Annotated in this window: 17 protein-coding genes; 5 read left to right on the top strand and 12 right to left on the bottom strand. The window is 64.7% G+C overall.

Annotated features, from left to right (window positions below):
* Positions 1-48: 48 nt before the first annotated feature.
* The 4 genes from ACP5M5_RS01150 to mobA all read right to left on the bottom strand — a co-directional run bounded on the left by ACP5M5_RS01150 (position 49) and on the right by mobA (position 6,301).
* Positions 49-2,538, bottom strand: a complete 2,490-nt coding sequence (locus ACP5M5_RS01150) for a response regulator (protein WP_427934983.1) — start codon at positions 2,536-2,538, stop codon at positions 49-51.
* Between the two features lie 129 nt (positions 2,539-2,667).
* Positions 2,668-4,815, bottom strand: coding sequence for a putative bifunctional diguanylate cyclase/phosphodiesterase (locus tag ACP5M5_RS01145; RefSeq protein ID WP_427934982.1), 2,148 nt, complete (start codon positions 4,813-4,815; stop codon positions 2,668-2,670).
* 262 nt (positions 4,816-5,077) lie between these two features.
* Positions 5,078-5,557 carry an acyl-CoA thioesterase gene (locus ACP5M5_RS01140; protein ID WP_427934981.1) on the bottom strand — a complete coding sequence of 160 codons (480 nt, stop codon included), beginning with the start codon at positions 5,555-5,557 and terminating at the stop codon, positions 5,078-5,080.
* Positions 5,558-5,605: 48 nt separating this feature from the next.
* Positions 5,606-6,301, bottom strand: a complete 696-nt coding sequence (gene mobA / locus ACP5M5_RS01135) for a molybdenum cofactor guanylyltransferase MobA (protein WP_427934979.1) — start codon at positions 6,299-6,301, stop codon at positions 5,606-5,608.
* Positions 6,302-6,333: 32 nt separating this feature from the next.
* Here mobA and ACP5M5_RS01130 point away from each other — a divergent pair, with 32 nt between their 5' ends.
* Positions 6,334-7,335: a TRAP transporter substrate-binding protein gene (locus ACP5M5_RS01130; protein ID WP_427934977.1), complete on the top strand. Its 1,002-nt coding sequence runs from the start codon at positions 6,334-6,336 to the stop codon at positions 7,333-7,335.
* Positions 7,332-8,075, top strand: coding sequence for an SDR family NAD(P)-dependent oxidoreductase (locus tag ACP5M5_RS01125; RefSeq protein WP_427934976.1), 744 nt, complete (start codon positions 7,332-7,334; stop codon positions 8,073-8,075). Before ACP5M5_RS01130 ends, ACP5M5_RS01125 begins: the two co-directional genes overlap by 4 nt.
* A 65-nt stretch (positions 8,076-8,140) precedes the next feature.
* On the opposite strand, the gene ACP5M5_RS01120 is transcribed toward ACP5M5_RS01125, so the two are convergent.
* Genes ACP5M5_RS01120 through ACP5M5_RS01105 form a run of 4 tightly spaced genes read right to left on the bottom strand, consistent with a single transcriptional unit; the run spans position 8,141 to position 11,007 of the window.
* Positions 8,141-9,193 (bottom strand): DUF2125 domain-containing protein, encoded by a 1,053-nt coding sequence (locus ACP5M5_RS01120; RefSeq protein ID WP_427934975.1) that lies wholly within the window; start codon positions 9,191-9,193, stop codon positions 8,141-8,143.
* Positions 9,190-9,783 (bottom strand): uracil-DNA glycosylase family protein, encoded by a 594-nt coding sequence (locus tag ACP5M5_RS01115; RefSeq protein ID WP_427934974.1) that lies wholly within the window; start codon positions 9,781-9,783, stop codon positions 9,190-9,192. Before ACP5M5_RS01115 ends, ACP5M5_RS01120 begins: the two co-directional genes overlap by 4 nt.
* Entirely contained in the window at positions 9,776-10,312 is a 537-nt protein-coding gene (thpR, locus tag ACP5M5_RS01110; protein WP_205215976.1) for an RNA 2',3'-cyclic phosphodiesterase, read from the bottom strand. The genes ACP5M5_RS01115 and thpR overlap by 8 nt, the downstream gene beginning before the upstream one ends.
* Positions 10,309-11,007: an arylesterase gene (locus ACP5M5_RS01105; RefSeq protein ID WP_427934973.1), complete on the bottom strand. Its 699-nt coding sequence runs from the start codon at positions 11,005-11,007 to the stop codon at positions 10,309-10,311. Before ACP5M5_RS01105 ends, thpR begins: the two co-directional genes overlap by 4 nt.
* On the opposite strand from ACP5M5_RS01105, the gene ACP5M5_RS01100 reads away from it, so the two are divergent.
* The 3 genes from ACP5M5_RS01100 to ACP5M5_RS01090 all read left to right on the top strand — a co-directional run bounded on the left by ACP5M5_RS01100 (position 11,006) and on the right by ACP5M5_RS01090 (position 14,474).
* Positions 11,006-11,722: an ABC transporter ATP-binding protein gene (locus tag ACP5M5_RS01100; RefSeq protein ID WP_427934972.1), complete on the top strand. Its 717-nt coding sequence runs from the start codon at positions 11,006-11,008 to the stop codon at positions 11,720-11,722. The genes ACP5M5_RS01105 and ACP5M5_RS01100 overlap by 2 nt on opposite strands.
* Positions 11,723-11,740: 18 nt before the next feature.
* Positions 11,741-14,251, top strand: coding sequence for an ABC transporter permease (locus tag ACP5M5_RS01095; protein ID WP_427934971.1), 2,511 nt, complete (start codon positions 11,741-11,743; stop codon positions 14,249-14,251).
* An 88-nt stretch (positions 14,252-14,339) separates the two neighbouring features.
* The gene (locus tag ACP5M5_RS01090) at positions 14,340-14,474 is read left to right on the top strand and encodes a hypothetical protein (protein ID WP_427934970.1); all 135 of its coding nucleotides are present in this window, start codon (positions 14,340-14,342) and stop codon (positions 14,472-14,474) included.
* Between the two features lie 74 nt (positions 14,475-14,548).
* Here the strand turns inward: ACP5M5_RS01090 and ACP5M5_RS01085 are convergent, their stop codons facing one another.
* The 4 genes from ACP5M5_RS01085 to ACP5M5_RS01070 form a co-directional block, all read right to left on the bottom strand.
* A complete protein-coding gene (locus ACP5M5_RS01085) occupies positions 14,549-15,718 on the bottom strand; it encodes an acetyl-CoA acetyltransferase (protein ID WP_427934969.1) in 1,170 nt (389 codons plus the stop codon).
* A gap of 101 nt (positions 15,719-15,819) precedes the next feature.
* Positions 15,820-17,361, bottom strand: coding sequence for a SpoVR family protein (locus ACP5M5_RS01080; RefSeq protein ID WP_427934967.1), 1,542 nt, complete (start codon positions 17,359-17,361; stop codon positions 15,820-15,822).
* Positions 17,358-18,650, bottom strand: coding sequence for a YeaH/YhbH family protein (locus tag ACP5M5_RS01075; protein ID WP_427934966.1), 1,293 nt, complete (start codon positions 18,648-18,650; stop codon positions 17,358-17,360). Before ACP5M5_RS01075 ends, ACP5M5_RS01080 begins: the two co-directional genes overlap by 4 nt.
* A 25-nt stretch (positions 18,651-18,675) precedes the next feature.
* Positions 18,676-20,622, bottom strand: a complete 1,947-nt coding sequence (locus ACP5M5_RS01070) for a PrkA family serine protein kinase (protein WP_427934965.1) — start codon at positions 20,620-20,622, stop codon at positions 18,676-18,678.
* Between the last annotated feature and the right edge of the window lie 290 nt (positions 20,623-20,912).

Genomic DNA, 20,912 nt, shown 5'->3' with positions numbered 1-20,912 from the left:
AAAACGCGCGGCGAAAGCGAAAACCGCCACCGCGATCCTTCGCGTGCCCTATCCTTCGCGTGCATTGACCGCGAGATGGGCGCGATGCGCCAGAAGCTGGGCACTAACCCGCTCGATCTCGGCGTTGAGGCGCGGGATTAGAGCCTCGGTTTCACGGTTGAGTTCCTGGCTGCGGATCAGCCGCCAGGAGAGGCAGAGTTCGAACAGGCTTTTCGCGCCGATATTGGCCGCGGCACTGCGCAGCGCATGCGCGTGTGCGCGAAAAGCGTTAGAATCACCCGCCGCCGCCGCCGCCGCCATCTCGTGAACGACGTCGGAGGAATCTACGAGAAACGAATCGATCAAGTCAATGACGAAATCATTGCCGCCCAAGGCATGGAGATCGGCGAGCACGGCGGCATCGATCGCGCCGGCGCTGGCGGGACGAAACCGGGGATGGCTGGTGATTTCGGTTACCGCCGGGCTCGCGGCCGCGACCAAAGGCGCATCGGGCACGTGCGCGGCGATGGCGCGCAACAGGCGCTCCGGCTCGATCGGCTTGGTGAGGCAATCATCCATGCCAGCCTCGCGACATTGCTGCGCCGCCGCCTCGGTTGCGTCGGCGGTCAACGCGATGATCGGCACCCGCTCGCCACCAAGCTCGCTGAAGCGATGCAGTTTCGCGGCCTCCAGCCCGCTCATCACCGGCATATTCACGTCCATGAGAACGAGATCGAAGGTTTCAGCCTCGAGGGCATCGAGCGCCTGCTCACCGTTTTCCGCGATCCGCACCGTATGGCCGGCGCGTTCGAGGATTTTGGTCACGACTTTCTGGTTGGTGCGGTTGTCCTCGGCGAGCAGGATGTGGAGCGTGCGCCCGGAAGGCTCGATCACGGGCGGCGATGATGCGGCCTGATCGATGGGTGCGGCGAGGGCGAGAGCAGCGCGAAGGGCGGCCGGCTCGGGCGCGAGACGGGTGCTGGCAAACGCACGAAGTCCGACCGCCGCGAGACCGGGCGCAAGAGTGGTGGCATCCGCCACCAGCGCGATGGGCGGCAGAGTTCCAGCGCCAGCAAGAGCGCCGCGTTCGGCTTCGGGATGGCGTTCGTCGAGGAGCAGAAGGGGCGGGGTGTCAGCGGCCGCGGCCAAGGCGGCTTTCGCGGCGGCCAGCGACGCGAAGACCCGCGGCGCGACGCCCTCTCCTTGCGGCACGAGACGCAAAGCGAGAGCGGGATCGGTGGTGATCAGCGCAAGCGGTGGAATCGGCGCGCGCCCAGCCATATCGTCTGCCGCTGCCACTTGGGTGAGTTGGAGCGGAATCTCGCACCAGAACGTGCTGCCGCGCCCGAGCGTGCTTTCGACGCCAATCTCGCCCTCCATCAAATGCGCGAGCTTCTGGCAAATCGCAAGACCAAGGCCGGTGCCGCCGAAATGGTTGAGAACGCTGGCGTCTGCCTGGGTGAAGCGTTCGAAAATCCGCTCCCGCGCTTCCGGGGCGATGCCGATGCCGGTGTCACTCACCTCGCAGCGCAGGATGACGCGCCCGGCTTCGCCCACCGCGACGTCGGCGGCGATCACCACCTCGCCTTGGGCGGTGAATTTCACCGCGTTCGCCGCGAGATTGAGAAGGATTTCCTGGAGATGGCCGCGCTCACCATGCAAGAGGCGCGGCGGGGTGCGCGCGGTGATGTGCAGGCCAAGACGCAGCCCCTTGGTGGCGGCCGCGGCTGCGACCATGTCGCGCACCTCCGCGAGCAGGGCACGCAGACAGAAATCCTCGGCCTGGCGCGGCATCCTGCCGGCTTCCAGGCGCGAGAAATCGAGAATGTTCGAAATCATCGCGAGCAGCGTGCGCCCAGCCGCGGTCATCGTACGCACCATGCCGGCCTGCTCGCCATCGAGCCCGGTTTCAACGAGCAACTGACCGAAGCCGATGATCGCATTGAGCGGGGTGCGCAATTCGTGGCTGACACTGGCGAGAAATTGCGTCTTGGCGCGACTCGCCTCCTCGGCCGCCTCCTTGGCCTGGGAGAGCTTGCGGATCAGGGTCGTTGCATAGAGCGGCAGGATGATAAGGCCGATGCCGAGGCCGAGGCTGAGGGCCGGCTGGTCGCGCCAATAGGGCGTGGTCACGGCCGCAGCGGCGAAGCCGGCCACCGCGAGCGCCATCGCCGTCATGAGAAAACGGACGCCGAAGCGAAAGCCGTTGCCGAGAACGATCCACAGAAACATTGGATAAAGCACGGCGGTCAGCCCGCCGCCGACATGAAGAGCGCATGAGAGCAGGCCAAGATCGCTGACCAAGCCCAAAAGGATGCGAAAGCTGGATTGTGCGGGGCGCCAGAGCTGATGACAAAGAAAGCCGACCGTGGCAAGCGTCAGCAACGCCAGCACCATCACCGGCCCCGCTGCGTGCAGCCCCGGAATCACCGCGACATAAATGATCATCGCGACGATGAACACCAAGCGATTGAGCGAAATATCCATTTCGCCGCTGCGCGAGGCGCGCCGTAATTCCGCGGCCCGGCGCAGCATACCGCCCGCAAGTGACTTAAGCATGCCCGCCCCCTTGCGTTGCCGCGCCAGGATGGTCGATGACCTGTTTATGGCCATCGGCGACTAATATGTCATGAAACTTCGTCAACGGCGACGCCATTCCGGCAATTCTTTAACTCCCTCACGGCGGTTTCAGGCGAGGTACGGCAGGGTATGCCCTCTCTCGATCAGCGCCGCGAAATCATCGGCGGTGAGCGGTGGCCCAAAAAGATAGCCCTGCACCTCGTCGCACCCTTCGGCCGCAAGCTGGGTGAATTGCTCGCGGGTTTCGACGCCTTCCGCGACGACAGCGATATCAAGGCTGTGGCCGAGATTGATGATGGCGCGAACAATCGCGGTATCGCTTGGGTCGGTCTTGAGATTGCGCACGAAGGATTGATCAATTTTTAGACGATCGACCGGGAAATTCTTGACATAGCTGAGCGAAGAATAGCCGGTGCCGAAATCGTCGATCGCGAAAGTGACCCCAAGCGCCTGCAGCGTGCGCAAGGTGCGCGCCGACGCCTCGGCATTTTCCATCAGGATGGTCTCGGTAAGCTCGAGTTCGAGGAAATTAGCGTCGAAACCCGTTTCATGCAGCGTTTCCGAGACCACGTCGAACACGTTCTGGCGACGGAATTGCACCGGCGAGAGATTGATCGCAAGGCGCAGCGGCGGCAGGCCGCGTGCGCGCCAGCTTTGCGCCTGACGGCAGGCTTCGCGCAACACCCAGGTATTGATCGGCACGATCAACCCGGTCTCCTCGGCGACCGGCAGGAACTCGCCCGGCTTGACGAGGCCGACACCCGGGCGCTGCCAGCGGAGCAACGCCTCCATGCCGACGATGCGGCCGGTTTCGACAGCCACCTGCGGCTGGAAATGCAGTACGAAATGACCCAGCGCGACCGCCTGGCGGAGATCGGCCTCGAGGCGGATCGCCTCGCGCACATTCTGGTTCATGTCGGCGCAATAAAATCGGAAGCTCGCCCCGCCATCGGCCTTGGCGCGATACATCGCGAGATCGGCGTTGCGCAGAAGCTCATCGAGGGCACCGCCGTCAGCGGGGTAGAGGGTTATTCCGACACTCGCCGAAAGCGTCAGGGTCTGGCCGTCGATGCCGAAGGGCTGCGAGAGCGACTCGATGACCTGACGGGCGAGGATAGCGGCGTCCTCGGGCTCGCGAACCTTGGTTTGCAGGATCGCGAATTCATCGCCGCCGAGCCGCGCGACGGTATCGGATTCGCACGCGACATGGCGCAGACGTCCTGCAACCGCGTGCAGCAATTGATCGCCGAGCTGATGGCCGAGCGCGTCATTCACATCCTTGAAGCGATCGAGATCGATGAAATGGAGCGCAAACAACCGCCCACCACGGCGGTTGCGGGCTAGCTCCCGTTGCAATTGTTGCTGCAATAACAATCTGTTAGGAAGTCTTGTGAGCTGATCGTGATGGGCGATGTGACGAAGCCGGCTTTCCGCGTGCTTGCGCTCGGTGATGTCGATCGCCGAGGTCAGCACACTCACCACCTTGGCGGACGTATCGCGAAGCGGTGATTTGGTGGTGAGGAACACCCGCGGCATCCCCGTCCGGTCGATGATCTCCTCCTCATAGGCCGGCAACGCCTCGCCGGTTTCGAACACCAGCCGATCCAGCGCCCGGCTGCGCGCCGCATAGGCCGGCCCGAAGGTCGCGACTGCATCCATGCCGATGCAGCGCTCAGGATCGACGCCGGAGAAATTCGCTTGATAGGCGTTGACGAAAATATAGGTCCCGGTCTCGTCCGTTGCGCTGATCATCGCCGGCACGGTGTCGATCACCTGCGCCAGTCGCTCGCGGCTGTCGCGCAAAAGCGCCTGGCGGGACTGCTCGCTTGCCGCGAGTTCGTGTTCGAGCGAGAGGGCACGGCTCTTGATCAAGCGCTGCTGCTTGCTGAGCTTGAGGAGATTGCGCGCGCGGGTGATGAATTCCTGGTGATCGACCGGACTTTGCAGGAAATCGGTGGCGCCGGCTTCCAGCGCGCGCAGGCGAAAACCGCGATCCTCATAGACGGTGATGACGATCACCGGGACATCGGCGCCGTTGGGTAAGGCGCGGAAGCGGCGCGTGAATTCCGCCCCGTCCATGTAAGGCATCTTGAAGTCGGTGATCACCAGATCGGGGTCTGACGCGGCGAGATTTTCGAGCGCCGCGCGTGGATCGCCGAAGGCGCGTATTTCGGCGCCTTCCTCGAGCGTCGCCGCAAGCCGAGAGAAGATATTGCGGTTGGTTACCCGGTCATCAAGAATGGCAATCAGGGTCATCGCGCGTTTTGCGTTTCCAAGCTCAGCCATGACTCGGGCGCTGGCAGCCGATCATTCAACCATTGACGGATACAGGATAAAGCATTGATAACCCGTTACCAGAAATCGTGGCGGCACAAATAACCGCCACGCCCCCCCACAGGCGTCCCCTGCCGCAGGCAGGCGCCGCGGCGATCCCATCCCTTTCAAAGCGTATCAATAGTCGAGAGTATCGCTGTCTCGGCTAGGTTTGTCACGTGATTTTGTTATGTTTAGTTTCAACTTATTGGATTTTTTCCGCGCCGCCGACCGCCGCCGCTTCCGCCAGAGGCGGGCAAGCGAGCGTCGCGAGGCGCGCGCGCAAGCGTGGCGGCAAAGGGGTTGCGCGGCGGGTCTCGAGATCCATCAAAACGAGAATACTCTCAGCAGTTGCGACGCAGACATCACCGCGGAACAGCCCCTGGCCAAGGGTGAAGGAGGAGCGCCCGAGACCGAGCACCACCGTGCCGATGGCGATGCGTTCGCGCCAGAGGATCTCGGCGCGAAAATCGAGCGTCAGGCGGGCGATGACGAACTCCGTCCCGGGCGGTGCGAAGGGAGTGTCCTGACTGTGGAACAGCTCGACCCGGCCGGTTTCACAAAATGTCGCAAAAACCGCATTATTGACATGGCCCTGGCGGTCAGTGTCGCCATAACGCGCGCGCTCTTCGCTCCAGACGGTGAAGCGCTGGCGATCGGTCAGCGGCAAGAGGGTTTCGGTCATCTCTGTCCTTTCGTTTTTCGGCTATTCTCGTTTTGTCGGGCGTTGCTCTCATCTTGCCAAGAGGCTGCCGCTGGGTCGATCGGGCGCGGCTTCGGCGTCGGCGTCGGCAAGGTCATCGCGCGTGTTGAGGTTGCGGAAGGGATTGGGCTGGCCTTCGCCATAATCGGCGATCGCCGCGCCATGGGCGGAAAAAAATGCGCCGACCCGCCGCTCGCCGCGCGCCAGCCGCGCCGCGAGATCGGAAGCAAGCGCCGCAGCGACCGGCATCAACGCAACCGTTGGGTGTCGCCGCCCTGCCGAGGCAGCGATCGCCAGCGGCCGTCCCGCCGTGCGCCGCGCCTGATCGAGGCGGGCGCGGAGATCGTCGGGGAGGAATGGTGTGTCGACCGGCGCGACCAGGATATCGGCGATCTCCGGCCGGTGCGTCCGCGTCCAGAGCAGCGCCGCGAGGATCCCGGCGAGCGGCCCCGGGCGATTAGCGACGGGATCAGCGAGCACCGGAAGGCCGAAGGCGGCAAAGCGCCCGGGATCGCCATTGGCGCTCACCACCATCGCCGCAACCTGAGGGGCCAGCCGCGCCATGACGTGAGCGAGCAGCGGCCGCCCGGCGAGCAGGATCGTGGCCTTGTCGGCGCCCCCCATCCGCCGCGCGGCGCCGCCGGCGAGAATGACGGCGAGCGTCGCGCCCTTCCCATCCCGCACATCCTTCGCCACAATACTGCCCCGTTTGCCCGCTTCGGCCACCAAAAAACCGCCCTTGCTCTCGGGAGGAACCCATGATGCATCGCCGCGCGCTCCTCGCCGCGTCGTTCAGCCTGCCCGTCTTCGCCATCGGAGGAAAGGCGCGAGCGGCGGAATTCAGCTATAAATACGCGAGCAACCTGCCCGCGACCCACCCCCTCAACATCCACGCCACGGCCGCCGCCGAGCGCATCAAGGCGGCAAGTGGCGGCCGGCTCGAGATCGCGGTTTTCCCCAACAACCAGCTCGGCTCCGATACCGACGCGCTCAGCCAGTTGCGCGGCGGCGCGCTCGAATTCTTCACCCTCTCGGGGCCCATTCTCGCGACCCTGGTGCCCGCCGCGTCCCTCAATGGCATCGGCTTCGCGTTCAAGAATTATGACGAGGTGTGGGCGGCGATGGATGGCCCGGTCGGCGCCTATATCCGCGGCGAGATCGAGAAACGCGGCCTCCATGTCTATGAAAAAATCTGGGACAACGGCTATCGCCAGATCACCACCGCATCGCGGCCGATCCAGGCCCCGGCCGATCTTCACGGCTTTAAGATCCGCGTCCCGGTCAGCCCGCTGTGGACCAGCCTGTTTCGCGCATTCGGCGCCGCCCCCGCCTCGATCAATTTCAGCGAGGTCTATTCCGCGCTCCAGACCCATATCGTCGACGGCCAAGAAAACCCGCTCGCCATCATCGAGACCGCGAAACTTTACGAGGTCCAGAAAAATCTCTGCTTCACCAATCATATGTGGGATGGTTACTGGATGCTCGCCAATCCCGATGCGCTCGCCCGCCTGCCGCCTGATCTGCAGGATCTGGTGACCCACGAATTCAACCAGGGCGCCATGGCCGAGCGCGCCGATGTCGCCAAGATGAACGCCGAACTCGGCGCGACATTGCACGGGCAAGGCATGGCGGTGTTTGAGACCGATCCGACGGCGTTTCGCGCCGCCCTCCAAAGCGCCGGCTTCTACGCCGAATGGCAAAAGCGCCTCGGCCCCCAAGCCTGGGGGGCGCTGACCTCGGTGGTCGGGCCGCTGGCATGAGATTTTCCGACAAAACCGCCCTCGTCACCGGCGGGCTTTCCGGCATCGGCGCCGCCATCGCCGAGGCCCTGGCGCGCGAGGGCGCCAGCGTCATCGCCGCCGATATCATCGCCCCGGCGGAGGCGACGCTGGTGGGTGGCGGCATCCTGCCGTTCCGCACCGATGTCACCGATCCGGCCTCGGTCGCCGCCCTCATCGCAGCGACGAAGGCGCGCTTTGGGCGGATCGATTGTCTCGTCACCTCGGCCGGGATCGGGCGCGATCTGCCGTTCCTCGAAACCCCGCTCGCCGAGTTCGAGCGCATGATGGCGGTCAATCTGCGCGGCACCTTCCTCGTCGCGCAAGCCACGGCGCGCGAGATGGCGCGGACCGGCGGCGGCGCCATCGTCACCATCGGCTCGGTCTCCGGTCAGCGCGGCAATATCGGCCGCGCCGCCTATGGCGCCTCCAAAGGCGGCGTCGCGACCCTGACCCAGGTGATGGCGGTCGAACTGGCGGGCGTCGGGGTGCGCGTCAACTGCTTGGCCCCGGGCCCGGTCGAAACCCCGCTCGTCGCCGAAATGCACGACCCGGCGATCCGCGCCGCTTGGTCACGCGAAACCCCGATGCATCGCTACGCCGCGCCCGCCGAAATCGCCGCCGCCGCGTGTTTCTTGCTCAGCGACGCGGCGAGCTTCATCACCGGCCAAATCCTCGCCGCCGATGGCGGCTTCCTCGCCGGCGGGTTGATCGGGCGGTAGGGAAAGGCGAAGGCATTCTTTTTTGTAAAAAATAACCAAAAACGTTTATGTGTTCGGCAACGGCTTCATGGTGTGCTCACGCCGGCATCCGTAAGCCGAAATAGCGGAATCCCGCCCGCCGAGACCACACCCGCGGCAAGCGACAGCGGCAGATCGACTTCCGGCTTGCCGCCTTCCGCCGCCGGATGGGCAAGGAGATGCAAAACCGCGCCCAGCGCCTGCGCCGAAGCGTCGGCGATTATCCCCTGCCGCGCGAGGCTGGCGACCGCAGCATCGGGGTCGATGAGATGAAGAAATCCAACGCCTTCTGGCGCGAGGGTGTCATCGAGGTCGAGCTTTGCCTCGCCCGACATCGTCGTCCCCCCCCAATCGGTGAGAGTGGCGGCGAGACGGAGCGTGCCATGGTCGGCGCGCCAGGCGGCCTTGGTCGCGGCAAAATCGCGACCGGCCGCCGGCGGCGGCGTGAGGCTGGCATCGAGCGCGGCGCGGCCGATATGGGCACCGAACGGCCACGCTATCGCCGCCGGCAGATCGATCCCGCCGGCCTGGCCATGCAGCGTCAAAGCGGCGGGCTCGGCGGTGCTCGAGAGCAGAAAATCGACCCGGTCGATCGTCAGAACCAGCCCGGAGGCCACCTCTTTCGGCGTCTGATCTGGCCGCACCGTGACGCGCCGCATCTCACCGGCGAGCGGTGATACCGCGTCCGTCGCGGTCAGGCTGGTGTGCAGCGCCGCGCTCTCGGCGGTGATCGCGAGCGGCGGCAGGAGCCCGAGTGTCGCGCGCGCCGTGCCGCGCGGGGTGATGAGGAGATCGCCCGGCGCGGTGAGGGCAACCGTGAGGTCGAGTTCGGGGAGATTGAGCGCGACCCCGCCCGGCATCGCCGCCCCGCCCTTGAGCGCGAAATCCGGCACCACCAGCCGGGCGGCGAAGGGCCAGCCGGTGAGATGCGCGGGACCGCTCTCGACCGCCCATCCCTCCGCCTGGCGCGCCGCCCGCCAACCGTCATAGCTCGCGGTGATCATCCCCCCAGCCCAGCGCCAGACGAGATAATCCGCGCCGAGCAAGGCGAGTAGGCCGAGCAGAACAACCCCGAATAGCCAACGCAGTGCGCGTTTCATGCCAGCAGCCTCGCGATGTGGCGGCGCAGCGCCGGCAAAAGTTCGGCACCGAACCAGGGATTCGCCCGCTCCCAAGCGGTGGTGCGCCAGGAAGGATGCGGAAGGGGCAGATTATGCGGCAAATAGCGACGAAAATCAGCCACTCTCTCGCTCATCCGGCCACGCCCGAGGACGAAATCCTGGGCATAACCGCCGACCAGTAGCGTCAATGCGATCCCCGGCATCAGCGGGCGAAAGCGCGGATGCCAGAGAGCAGCGCAGCCCGGGCGCGGCGGCGCATCGCCCCCGCGCGCAAGCCGCCCGGGATAGCAGAGACCGACCGGCAGAATCGCAACCTTTGCGGTGTCATAAAACAGCGCTTCATCGATCCCGAGCCAGGCGCGAAGACGCCGGCCCGAGGCATCGGTGAACGGCACCCCGCTCTCATGCACCTTCGTGCCCGGCGCCTGGCCGATGATCAGAAGCCGCGCCGTCGCCGAGACGCGGAACACCGGCCGCGGGCCGAGCGGCAATTCGGCGGCGCAACGCACACAGGCGCGGGCCTCGGCCGCCAGCGCGGTCAATGGATCGGTCGTGGGCGTCTCAGCCAAGCGCGTAATCCACCTCGGCGGTATAGACCGCCTGCTCTTTGCCGAGGCGCGAGCTGAACAGAGTGAAATGTTCGACCGGCACCGGCGGCGCGCGAAACAGGTTATGCGCCTGCAAAAACGCCGCGAGCTTGTCGCCGGGCGGGTTATCGAGCCGGGCGAGCGAGACATGCGGCACGAATCGCCGGCGCTCGGCGGCGAAGCCGGCGCGCTGTAATGCGGTCTCGATCTTGGTCTGGAGATGGTCGAGGGCAGGATTGCGCTCGACCCCAGCCCAAAGCGCCGCCGGCTTGCCAGCCTTCTCAAAAGTGCCGACCCCGGCCAGAGTGAGCGAAAAACCGCGGGCGCGGAGCGACGAGAGAGCAAGATCGGCGTCCTCGGCGCGATGGCCGGGTGTTTCGCCGATAAAGCGGAGTGTCAGATGATAATTCTCGGCGCTGATCCAGCGCGCCCCCGGCAAGCCACCGGCGAGCAGCGCCAGCCGTTCGCGGAGCGGCCAGGGCAGATCAAGCGCAACAAAAAGCCGGATCACGGCGTCGCCTTCCCCTTTTTCACCGCAGCCAGCAGCCGCACAGCATAGGGCAACACCGCCGCGACCACCCGTTTTTCCCCCGCCGCATTGGGGTGCAAATGGTCAGCCTGATTGAGGGAAGGATCGCCCGCGACGCCTTCGAGGAAAAACGGCTCGAAAATCACCCCTGGGCGCTTGCCAAGCCGTTCGAACACCTCCCGAAACCGCGCGCCGTACTCAGCCCCCATATTCGGCGGCGCATACATGCCGCAAAGCAGCACCGGAATATGGCGTGCCGCCAAGCGGTCGAGAATCGCGGCGAGGTTGGCTTCCATCACCGCCGGCGCCTCGCCACGCAGCCCGTCATTGGCGCCGAGTTCGAGGATCACGGCCTCGGCCGCTGATCCTGGATCGTCGCCGAGCAGCCAATCGAGCCGCGCTCGCCCGCCGGCGCTGGTATCGCCAGAGACCGCACCATCCTCTAGTTTGACCGAGAGCCCCTGCGCCTGCAAGCCCGCCGCGAGGAGCGCCTGAAACCCCTCTTCCGGCGCGAGACCATAGCCGGCGGCAAGCGAATCGCCGAGCACCAGGACACGGACCGGGGTTTGCTGCGGCGCCGCGGCGAGCAAGACGAGAGTTGCCAGCAGGGCGGACAGGCGCCGCGCCGCCCTCGCGCCCTCGCGTTTGGCGCGGTCAATGCCATATGCTGCCGTCATGGACGATCTCAGAGATATCCCGAGCCCTCTCGCCGCCGCATCCGATCTCGCGCCGCTCATCCGCGCTCGTGGTCTGACGCTTACGGTGCCCGCCGCCGCCGGACCCGTCAACATCCTCCATGGCATCGATCTCGACATCGCGCCGGGGGAAACCGTCGCGCTGCTCGGCCCCTCGGGTTCGGGTAAGACCAGCCTGCTCATGCTGCTTGCCGGCCTTGAGCGCCCGAGCGCCGGTACCATCACGCTCGCCGGGCATGACCTCACCCGGCTTGGCGAAGACGCGCTAGCGCGTCTCCGGCGCGAGCATGTCGGCATCGTTTTTCAGGCCTTCCACCTGATCCCGACGATGACCGCGCTCGAGAATGTCGCGGTGCCGCTCGAACTTGCTGGCCGCGCCGATGCCCGGGCGCGGGCACGCGCTTGCCTGGACGCGGTCGGGCTTGGCCATCGCCTCACCCACCTCCCGGGCCAGCTCTCCGGCGGTGAACAGCAGCGCGTCGCCATCGCCCGCGCCTTCAGCGCCGCGCCGCGCGTGATCCTCGCCGACGAGCCGACCGGCAATCTCGACCAGGCGACCGGCCGGGAGATCATTTCGCTACTGTTTGCCGAGCAACAAGCGCACTCGACCACGCTCCTGCTCGTCACCCATGATCCCGCGCTGGCTGCGCGCTGCGGGCGCCGGTTGCATCTCGCCGATGGCCGCCTTGTCGCCTGAGCGGGCGCCGGAAACATCATGACACTGGCTCTGCGGCTGGCGTTCCGAGACTTGCGGCATGGCGGCGGGCGGGGCTGGTGGCTGATGCTCGCCTGCCTTGCCCTCGGCGTCGGCGCGATTGCCGCGGTCGGCGCCGTCAGGGCCGGGGTCGCGGCCGGGCTTGCCGCTGACGGGCGGCGAATTCTCGGCGGCGATATCGAGGTCGCGGCCGGGGCGGAGCCGGTCCCGGCCGAGGTCGCGGACTGGCTTCGCGCCCGCGGCGCCACGCTTTCCGAGGTGGTGCGGCTCCGCTCGCTGCTCGTCGCCTCGAGCGGGGCGCGGGCGCTGGTCGAGCTCAAGGCGGTGGATGGCGCCTGGCCGCTGGTGGGTGCCGCGACGCTTGCCCCGCCGCAGCCGCTCGCCGACGCGCTTGCGCCGCGCGATGGCCGCTTTGGGCTTTTGGTCGAGCCCGCGATGCTCGACCGGCTCGGCGTTGCGGTTGGGGCGCGGCTCAAGCTTGGCGAGGCGGAATTCGATCTGCGCGGCGTTCTGGTGGATGAGCCCGACCGGGTGGGAAGCAGCGGCCTCTTCGGCCCAAGGGTGCTGATTTCAACCGCGGCGCTCGCCGCGACCGGGCTGATCCAGCCGGGCAGCCTCGATGACCACGCACTTCGTGCAACCTTGCCGGTGGCGCCGGCGGGGCTCGCCGCCGAACTTCGCGCGCGCTTCGCAGCCCTCGGGCTCCGCATTCGCGACGCCGGCGACGCAGCACCCGAGCTGGCGCGATTCCTTGATCGTATCGCGCTCTTTCTCGCGCTCGCTGGCCTCACGACACTGCTGATGGGGGGAATCGGGGTTGCCAACGGGGTGCGCGCTTGGATCGAGGCGCGTGCCCGCAGCGTCGCCATTCTGCGCTGCCTCGGCGCGTCCAACCGGCTGATTTTCGCCGTCTCGGCGACCGAGATCGCGGCGTTGGCGCTTGCAGGCATCCTCGCCGGGCTTGCGATCGGGGCGGTGGCGCCATTCGTGCTCGCCGGGGTCGTGCGGGCCGGGCTTGGGGTTGCGATCCCGGGCGGGATCCGCTTCGGGCCGCTTCTTCTCGCCGGGCTCTACGGCACCCTGACCGCGGCGGCGTTCGCTCTCTGGCCGCTGGCGCGCGGCGTGCGGATCCCGGGGGCAGCGCTGTTTCGTGATGATGTGCTGCCGGCCGCGGTTTGGCCGGGGGCGCGGGTTGCGGCGGCGACCGCCGGGTTGGGGCTCGCGCTCGCCGGGCTCACACTGGCCGCGACCCCTGATCGGCGTCTTGCGCTCTGGTTCTGCCTCGCCGTGCCGGCGGCGTTTTTGCTGCTCCGCGCCGGCGCCGTCGCGCTCATGCGTCTCGCGCGGCTCGGGCGGTTTGCCGCCTCGCCGGCGCTTCGCCTCGGCCTTGCCAATCTCTATCGCCCCGGCGCCGCGAGCCCGGTCATTCTGCTCTCGCTCGGGCTCGGGCTTTCGACATTGGCGACGGTCGCGCTGATCGCTGCCAATCTTCGCCGCGACATCATCGCCGAGATGCCGGCGCATGCGCCCTCGCTCTTTTTCATCGATATCCAGCCCGACCAGCGTGCCCGCTTCCATGCCATCATCCAGGCCGAGGTACCTTCCGGCGCGGTGGAAGAAGTGCCCAATCTCCGCGCCCGCATCGTCGCGATCGGTGGAGTTCCGGTGTCGAAGATCACGCCGCGGCCGGACGTTGCCTGGGTGCTGCGCGGCGATCGTGGCCTCACCTATGCCGCCGCCGCGCCGGCGAACACCCGGCTGGTCGCCGGGCCATGGTGGCCGGCCGATTATGCCGGGCCGCCGCTGCTCTCCTTCGACGCCGATATCGCCGCCGGGCTCGGCCTTCATCTCGGCGATAGCGTGACGCTGAGCGTGCTCGGCCGGCGGATCGATTTCCGTGTCACCAATTTCCGCGCCATCGACTGGTCTTCGCTCGACCTCAATTTCGTGATGGTGGCGAGCCCAGCCCCCCTCACCCACGCGCCGCACAGCTTCATCGCCGCTCTGCATGCGCCGCCCGCGAGCGAAGGGCGATTGCTCCGCGCCGTCACCGACGCGCTGCCCAACGTCACCGGCATTCCCCTCGCCGAGGTGCTGCGGAGCGTCGCCGCCCTGCTCGCGCGGATCGATGCCGCGCTACTCGCGACCGGCGGGCTCACGCTGATCACTGGCGCCCTGGTGCTCGCCGGCGCGGTTGCCGCCGGGCAGCGGCGGCGGCGGCAGGAGGCGGTGATTCTCAAGACGCTCGGCGCCAGCCGAGCGCAGATCGTACTTGCCTGGCTCGCCGAATTCGGAAGCCTTGGTCTTGCCGCCAGCGTGATCGCTGTCGTCATCGGAAGCGGCGCGAGCTATGGCGTGCTGCGCTTCATTCTCGATGTCGATTTCGTATTCCTGCCAGGCGCATTAGCGTGGCCGCTGCTCGGGGCGATGGGGTTGATCCTGCTGCTCGGCGCGAGCGCACTGGCGGCGACGCTCGGCGGCCGGCCGGGACCGCTTTTGCGCAATAATTAGATAATCGTTACGATTGATCTGGATCAAGGCACCCTTTCCCCTCCTCGGCTGCCATGGCGACGGGTGATGGCCAACGAGGAGGCGAACGATGACTGGGGGAGAAATGCTCTATCTCGTTCTCGTGATCGCAGGCGCGGCGATTTTTTCGCTCGCACTCGCCTGGGTCTCGCGGCGATGCAGCAAAAGCCAGATCATTTTGCCATCGGCAGCGCACAACCACTGACGCCGTTCATCGGATAGCCCGTGGGATCCTCCGGTGGGGGGCCAGGTGCTCCCCAACCGAAGAGTGTCTTAGCCTTACTTCAGCGGCTCGAGAATCGAGACATAATTCGCGACCGCAGCCCCTCCCATGTTGAACACCGCACCGAGATCGGCGCGGGGAAGCTGCATCGTGCCGGCCGCGCCGGTGAGTTGCATCGCTGCCAGCGCGTGCATGGAAACGCCGGTCGCGCCGATCGGGTGGCCCTTGGCTTTGAGCCCGCCGGAGCGGTTCACCGGCAATTTTCCGTCCGCCGTGGTTACGCCCTCGAGGGCGATACGGGCACCCTGACCCGGGGCGGCAAGACCCATCGCTTCGTATTCGATCAATTCGGCGATGGTGAAGCAATCATGGGTTTCAACGAAAGAGAGATCCCAGACATCGATCCCGGCTTGCGCCAACGCCTGCTTCCACGCGAGCGCAGCCCCCTCGAACAAAACGATATCGCGGCGCGACAGCGGCAGGAAATCATTGACCTGGGCGGTTGCGCGAAACCGCACCGCCTTGGCCATGGCGCGCGCGGTCTCCTCGTCGGTCAGCACCAGTGCGGCGGCGCCATCGGACACGAGGGAACAATCGGTGCGCTTGAGCGGCGGCGCGACATAGGGATTTTTCTCGCTCACCGCGCGGCAGAACGCGAATCCGAGATCCTTGCGCATCTGCGCGAAGGGATTATCGACACCGTTCTTGTGGTTTTTTGCGGCGATCGCCGCCAATGCATCCGACTGATCGCCGAAACGTTGGAAATAGCGCTCGGCGATGCGGCCGAAAACGCCGGCGAATCCCGCCGGAATCTCCGCTTCCTCGCGGCGATAGCTCGCTTTGAGCAGGATATCGCCGACCTCTGGGCCGGGAGTTGCGGTCATTTTCTCGGCGCCGACGACGAGCGCGAAACGGCCGCGGCCAGAGGCGAGAAAATCCCGCGCGCCATGCACCGCGGCGGAGCCGGTGGCGCAGGCATTTTCATAGCGCGTCGCCGGCTTGAAACGAAGCTCGGGCACCGCCTGGAAAACCAGCGAGGAGGGAAAATCCTGCGCAGAAAAGCCGTTATTGAAGAGCCCGACGAACACCGCGTCGATCTCCGCAGGCGCGATCCCGGCATCGGCGATCGCGGCGCCCGCGACGCGGGCAAACAGGCCCTCGACGTCGCTTTCCTCCAATTTGCCAAAGGGTGAATGCGCCCACCCGACGATACAAGCTTCCGTCATCACCGCGATCCTTCCCCAGCGTCACCTTGCGCCCGATACTAGCGCAAGAACGCGAGAAAGGAAACCTGCGGCGGCGGCTCGCGCTTCCCCCGGCTCTTGCCTCAGGGCGGGTCGGGTGGGCCGGCGTCGAAGCTGCGGAGCACTTTGCCACTCACCGCGTCGATCTCGACCAGACTAACCTCATAGCCCCACAGAAACGCGAGGTGATCGAGGACACGCTCGGTATCCTCGCCCTCCAGCATGACCCCATGATGCACCCGGTTTTGCAAAAGCAACCGGCGATCACCGTCGAGATCGACATCGACAATCTCGATCTCCGGCTCATGCTTGATGACATCGAAGGAATCGGCAAGCGCCGCCCGCACCGCGCGATAGCCGCGCTCGTCGTGGATCGCGTCGACGACGAGATCGGAGCGGCCATCGTCATGAACGGAAAAGAGCTTCATTTTGCGAATCAAGGCCGGGCTCAAAAACTGACGAATGAAGCTTTCATCGCGATAGGCAACCCAGGCTTCGCGGAGCGTCGCATAGGGATCGCCATTGCCTGCGATATCGGGAAACCAGACCCGGTCTTCCTCGGTCGGCGCGGTGGTGATGCGGGCAATGTCCTGCATCATCGCGAAGCCGAGAGCATAGGGGTTGAGACCAGAAAAGCGCGGATCATCGAAATCGGGTTGAAAGACGACGCTGGTGTGGGAGTAGAGAAATTCCAGCATGCCGCCGTCATCGAGCACCCCCTGTTCATGGAGGCGGTTCATGATGTGGTAATGGACGAAGGTGGCGCAGCCCTCGTTCATCATCTTGGTCTGCTTCTGGGGATAGAAATACTGCGCGATTTGGCGAACGATGCGGAGAATCTCACGCTGCCAGGGTTTCAGGCGCGGCGCCTTTTTTTCCAAGAAATAGAGAATGTTTTCCTCAGGGAGACCGAGCAGGCGCTGCCGTTCGGCGAGCTCGGGATGGAGAATGCGCGGCGACCGACCTTCCGGAAGCGTGCGCCAGAGATCGTTGAAGGTGCGCTCTTCCTCCTCCCGCCGTTCGGCTTCGCGCCGCGCCTCATCGGCGAGGTCGAAACCACGCCGGCGGGGATAACGGCTCACGCCCTGCATCATCAGCGCATGCGCAGCGTCGAGCACACGCTCCACCGCCACCTCGCCGTATTTCTCCTCGCAACGGGCGATGTAGCTTTTGGCAAACTCCATGTAATCGAGAATACCGCCGGCGTCGGTCCATTGCCGGAAGAGAGAATTGTTCTTGAAGAAATGATTGTGCCCGAAGGCGGCATGCGCCATCACCAGGGCCTGCATCGCCATGGAGTTTTCCTCCATGACATAGACGATGCAGGGATTGGAATTGATGACGATTTCATAGGCGAGGCTACTATAGCCGTGACGATAGAGCGCCTCGTCGCGCGCAAATCGCTTGCCAAACGACCAATGCCGATACATCAACGGCAAGCCGATCGAGGAATAGGCATCGAGCATCTGTTCCGAGGTAATGACCTCGATCTGGCTCGGATAGATATCGAGACCAAGCTCTCGCCGCGCGATCTCCGCGATTAGGTCGTGCGTGCGACGCAGATCGGAGAAATTCCAGTCCGATCCCGATGAAATACGAAATCGATCGGCCAACTGGTGGGTCACCCTACCCCCTCCCTGCGTGTCGCTTTATCGCGCGAAAAAAGCTGCCGGAAAACCGGGTAGATCTGGCTGCGATGATTGACTTTGCGCATCGCGATCGGCTGGCCGGATTGCCCGAGACGCTGATAAGCGCGCCAGAGTTCGGTTGCGCCGCCATAGCGCTCGTCTTCCGGGCCGACCTCGAGATAGGCGAAATACTGACATGCCGGCAAGATCACCTTCTCAAGCAGGGCGACGGCATGCGGATTATCCGCCGGCATGTTGTCACCATCCGACGCTTGCGCCGCGTAGATGTTCCACAGCTCGCGCGGATAGCGCGCGCGCAACACCCGCGCCATTTCCTCGAGCGCAGTCGAAACCACGGTGCCGCCGGATTCGGTCGAGGAAAAAAACGTCTCCTCATCGACTTCGCGGGCAACATGGGTGTGACGGATAAACACGATCTCGACCCGCTTGTAACGCCGGCTGAGAAAGAGATAGAGCAATTTGTAGAAGCGCTTGGCAAGATCCTTCATATGCGCCGTCATCGAACCCGAGACATCCATGAGGCAGAACATCACCGCGCTCACCGCTGGGCGCGGCACGTCTTCGAAACGGTTGTAGCGCACATCTACGGGATCGATGAATGGCACGCGGCGGGCGCGGCGGCGCTCGGCCTCGAGTTCGGCCGCGAGCCGCGCCAGGGTTTCGGGATCTGTGTCGCCCGAGACGCGTAAACGCGCAAGCTCTTCCTCGCGCGCCGCGATTTCCTCGGGACGCGGGCGGCGGAGCGCGATCCGACGCGAGAGGCTGTTGCGCATGGTGCGGACGAGATTGAGATTGGCGGCGGCGCCGCTGATCTGAAAGCCGGCGCGCCGCGGCGTCGCGCCTTCGGTATCACGTAACTCCTTGCGCAAAAGATCGGGAAGTTCCAAGTCTTCAAGAAAAAGGTCAATGAATTCGTCACGACTGAGAACGAAGTGGAACGCGTCCTCGCTGTCGCCGTCGGGAGAGCCGCCACGGCCGCCGCCTTCGCTCTGCGGCGGCCGTGGGATACGATCACCCTCGACATACTCCTTGTTGCCCGGCGCGACATGCCAGCGCTCGCCGCCTTGCCCGGATTGATAAAGGCGCGGCTCGCGCAGCGTATCCGCCTTGATGCGGATGCGATGATTGCTCGGCCCGGTGATGCCCTCGCGCGCCGACGCTTCGCGAACGGCATCGAGAATCTGCTTTCTGGCACGGCGAAGAAACCGCTGCCGGTTGGCGAGACTCTTGCCCTTGGGATTGAGCCGTCTGTCGATAATGTTCACGCGCCGTTCCGCCTTCCTACTTCGCTCAGCCCGCCTGCTTCGCGCGCATGTACCATTCAACGAGGCGACGGACTTGCCGTTCGGTATAGCCGCGCGACATCATGCGCTGGACGAACTCGTTGTGTTTCTTCTCCGTCTCGTTTTCCTTTTTGCTGCCGAAACTGATCACCGGCAGCAACTCCTCGACTTGGCTGAACATACGGCGCTCGATCACTTCGCGGATTTTCTCGTACGATGTCCATGCCGGATTGCGCCCGGCATTGGCGGCGCGAGCGCGGAGCGAGAATTTCACCACCTCGTTACGGAAATCTTTGGGATTGGCGATGCCGGCGGGCTTTTCGATCTTGGTCAGCTCGAGATTGAGCAGTTCACGATCCATCAGCTGCCCGGTGTCGGGGTCCTTGAAATCTTGGTGTTCTATCCAGGCATCGGCATAATCGACGTAGCGGTCGAACAAATTTTGCCCGTAATCGTTATAGGATTCGAGATAGGCCTTCTGGATCTCGTTGCCGATGAACTCGGCGTAGCGCGGCGCGAGTTCGGCCTTGATGAATTCGAGATATTTCTTCTCGGTCTCATTGCCGAACTGCTCGCGCCGGATCGCTTGTTCGAGCACATACATCAAATGCACCGCATCGGCGCCGACCTCCTGGGTGTCGTAGTTGAAGGTCGCCGACAAAACCTTGAAGGCAAAGCGCGTCGAAATGCCTTCCATGCCTTCATCGAGGCCGGCGGCATCACGATATTCTTGTACCGACTTGGCGTGAGGATCGGTCTCTTTCAAGCTCTCGCCATCATAGACGCGCATTTTGGAAAACAGGCTGCCTGAGGCCGGCGGACGAAGCCGCGACAGCACCGAGAACCGCGCCAGCATCTCGAGCGTGCCCGGCGCACACGGGCTTTCGGCGAGTTCACTACCCTGGATCAGCTTTTCATAGATGCGTTCTTCCTCGGTGACGCGTAGGCAATAGGGAACCTTGATCACGCAGATGCGATCGATGAAGGCTTCATTGTTCTTGTTGTTGCGGAAACTTTGCCACTCCGCCTCGTTGGAGTGGGCAAGGATGATGCCCTGGAATGGGATGGCGCCGATATTCTCAGTGCCGACGTAATTACCTTCCTGCGTCGCGGTGAGTAAGGGGTGCAGCATCTTGATCGGCGCTTTGAACATCTCGACGAATTCGAGCAGCCCTTGCGTTGCGCGGTTGAGGCCGCCGGAGTAGCTGTAGGCGTCGGGGTCGTTCTGGCTGTAATGTTCGAGCTGACGGATATCGACTTTTCCGACCATGCTCGAAATATCCTGGTTGTTTTCGTCCCCTGGCTCGGTCTTGGTGACGCCGATCTGGCGCGCGCGCGAGGGGTGAAGGCGCGCGACGCGAAACCGCGTGATGTCGCCCCCGAATTCATCGAGCCGCTTGAGCGCCCACGGTGAAAGCAGGCCGGTCAGGCGTCGGCGCGGGATGCGATAGCGCGCTTCCAGCGCCTCGCCCGTGATTTCCGGATCGAAGAGGCCGAGCGGGCTCTCGAATACCGGGCTCAGCTGATCGCCGGCCTTGAGCACATAGATCGGCAGTTTTTCCATCAGATGCTTGAGCCGCTCGGCGAGCGAGGATTTGCCGCCGCCGACCGGGCCGAGCAGATAGAGAATCTGTTTCCTTTCCTCGAGACCTTGTGCTGCGAATCGGAAGAAATTGACGATTCGCTCGATCGTCTCCTCCATTCCATAGAAATCCGCGAAACTTGGGTAAACCCGGATGGTGCGGTTCATGAACACGCGGCCAAGGCGCGGATTTTTCGAAGTGTCGAGGATTTCGGGCTCGCCGATGGCGGCGACCATACGTTCGGCGGCGGTGGCATGGGCCATCGGATCGTCACGGCAGAGATCAAGATACTCGCCGAGCGACATCTCACTTTCGCGCTTGCTCTCGTAAGCGTGCCGAGACTGGGAAAACAGGTCTTCGATGAAACTCATCGTCGCTCCGTGGCTTTGTTTGAGAGGAAAATCAGGGGTTAGGTGGCGCGGGCTGGCTCCTCGGAGAAAATTGTTCTTTTTTTGTTCTGACTGGTGTCATGGATTTACGCCGGATTGCGTGGCGGCGCAAGGAATTTTTTCCTTGACTGGTTTCCTGCCGTACCGTCCACCCGCCCTGTGGCGGGTATAATTTTCGCAACCCCGCGTGGCATCCTGCTGCCATGGCATGCGCATACTCCTTGATCTGCGCATCGGGCGGCGGCTTTGCCGGCGCCGCGCGGCGCCATCTG

The organism is Acidibrevibacterium sp. (genome assembly GCF_049965395.1).
Taxonomy (GTDB): domain Bacteria; phylum Pseudomonadota; class Alphaproteobacteria; order Acetobacterales; family Acetobacteraceae; genus Acidibrevibacterium; species Acidibrevibacterium fodinaquatile.
This window is presented reverse-complemented; position numbering and strand designations above follow the sequence as displayed.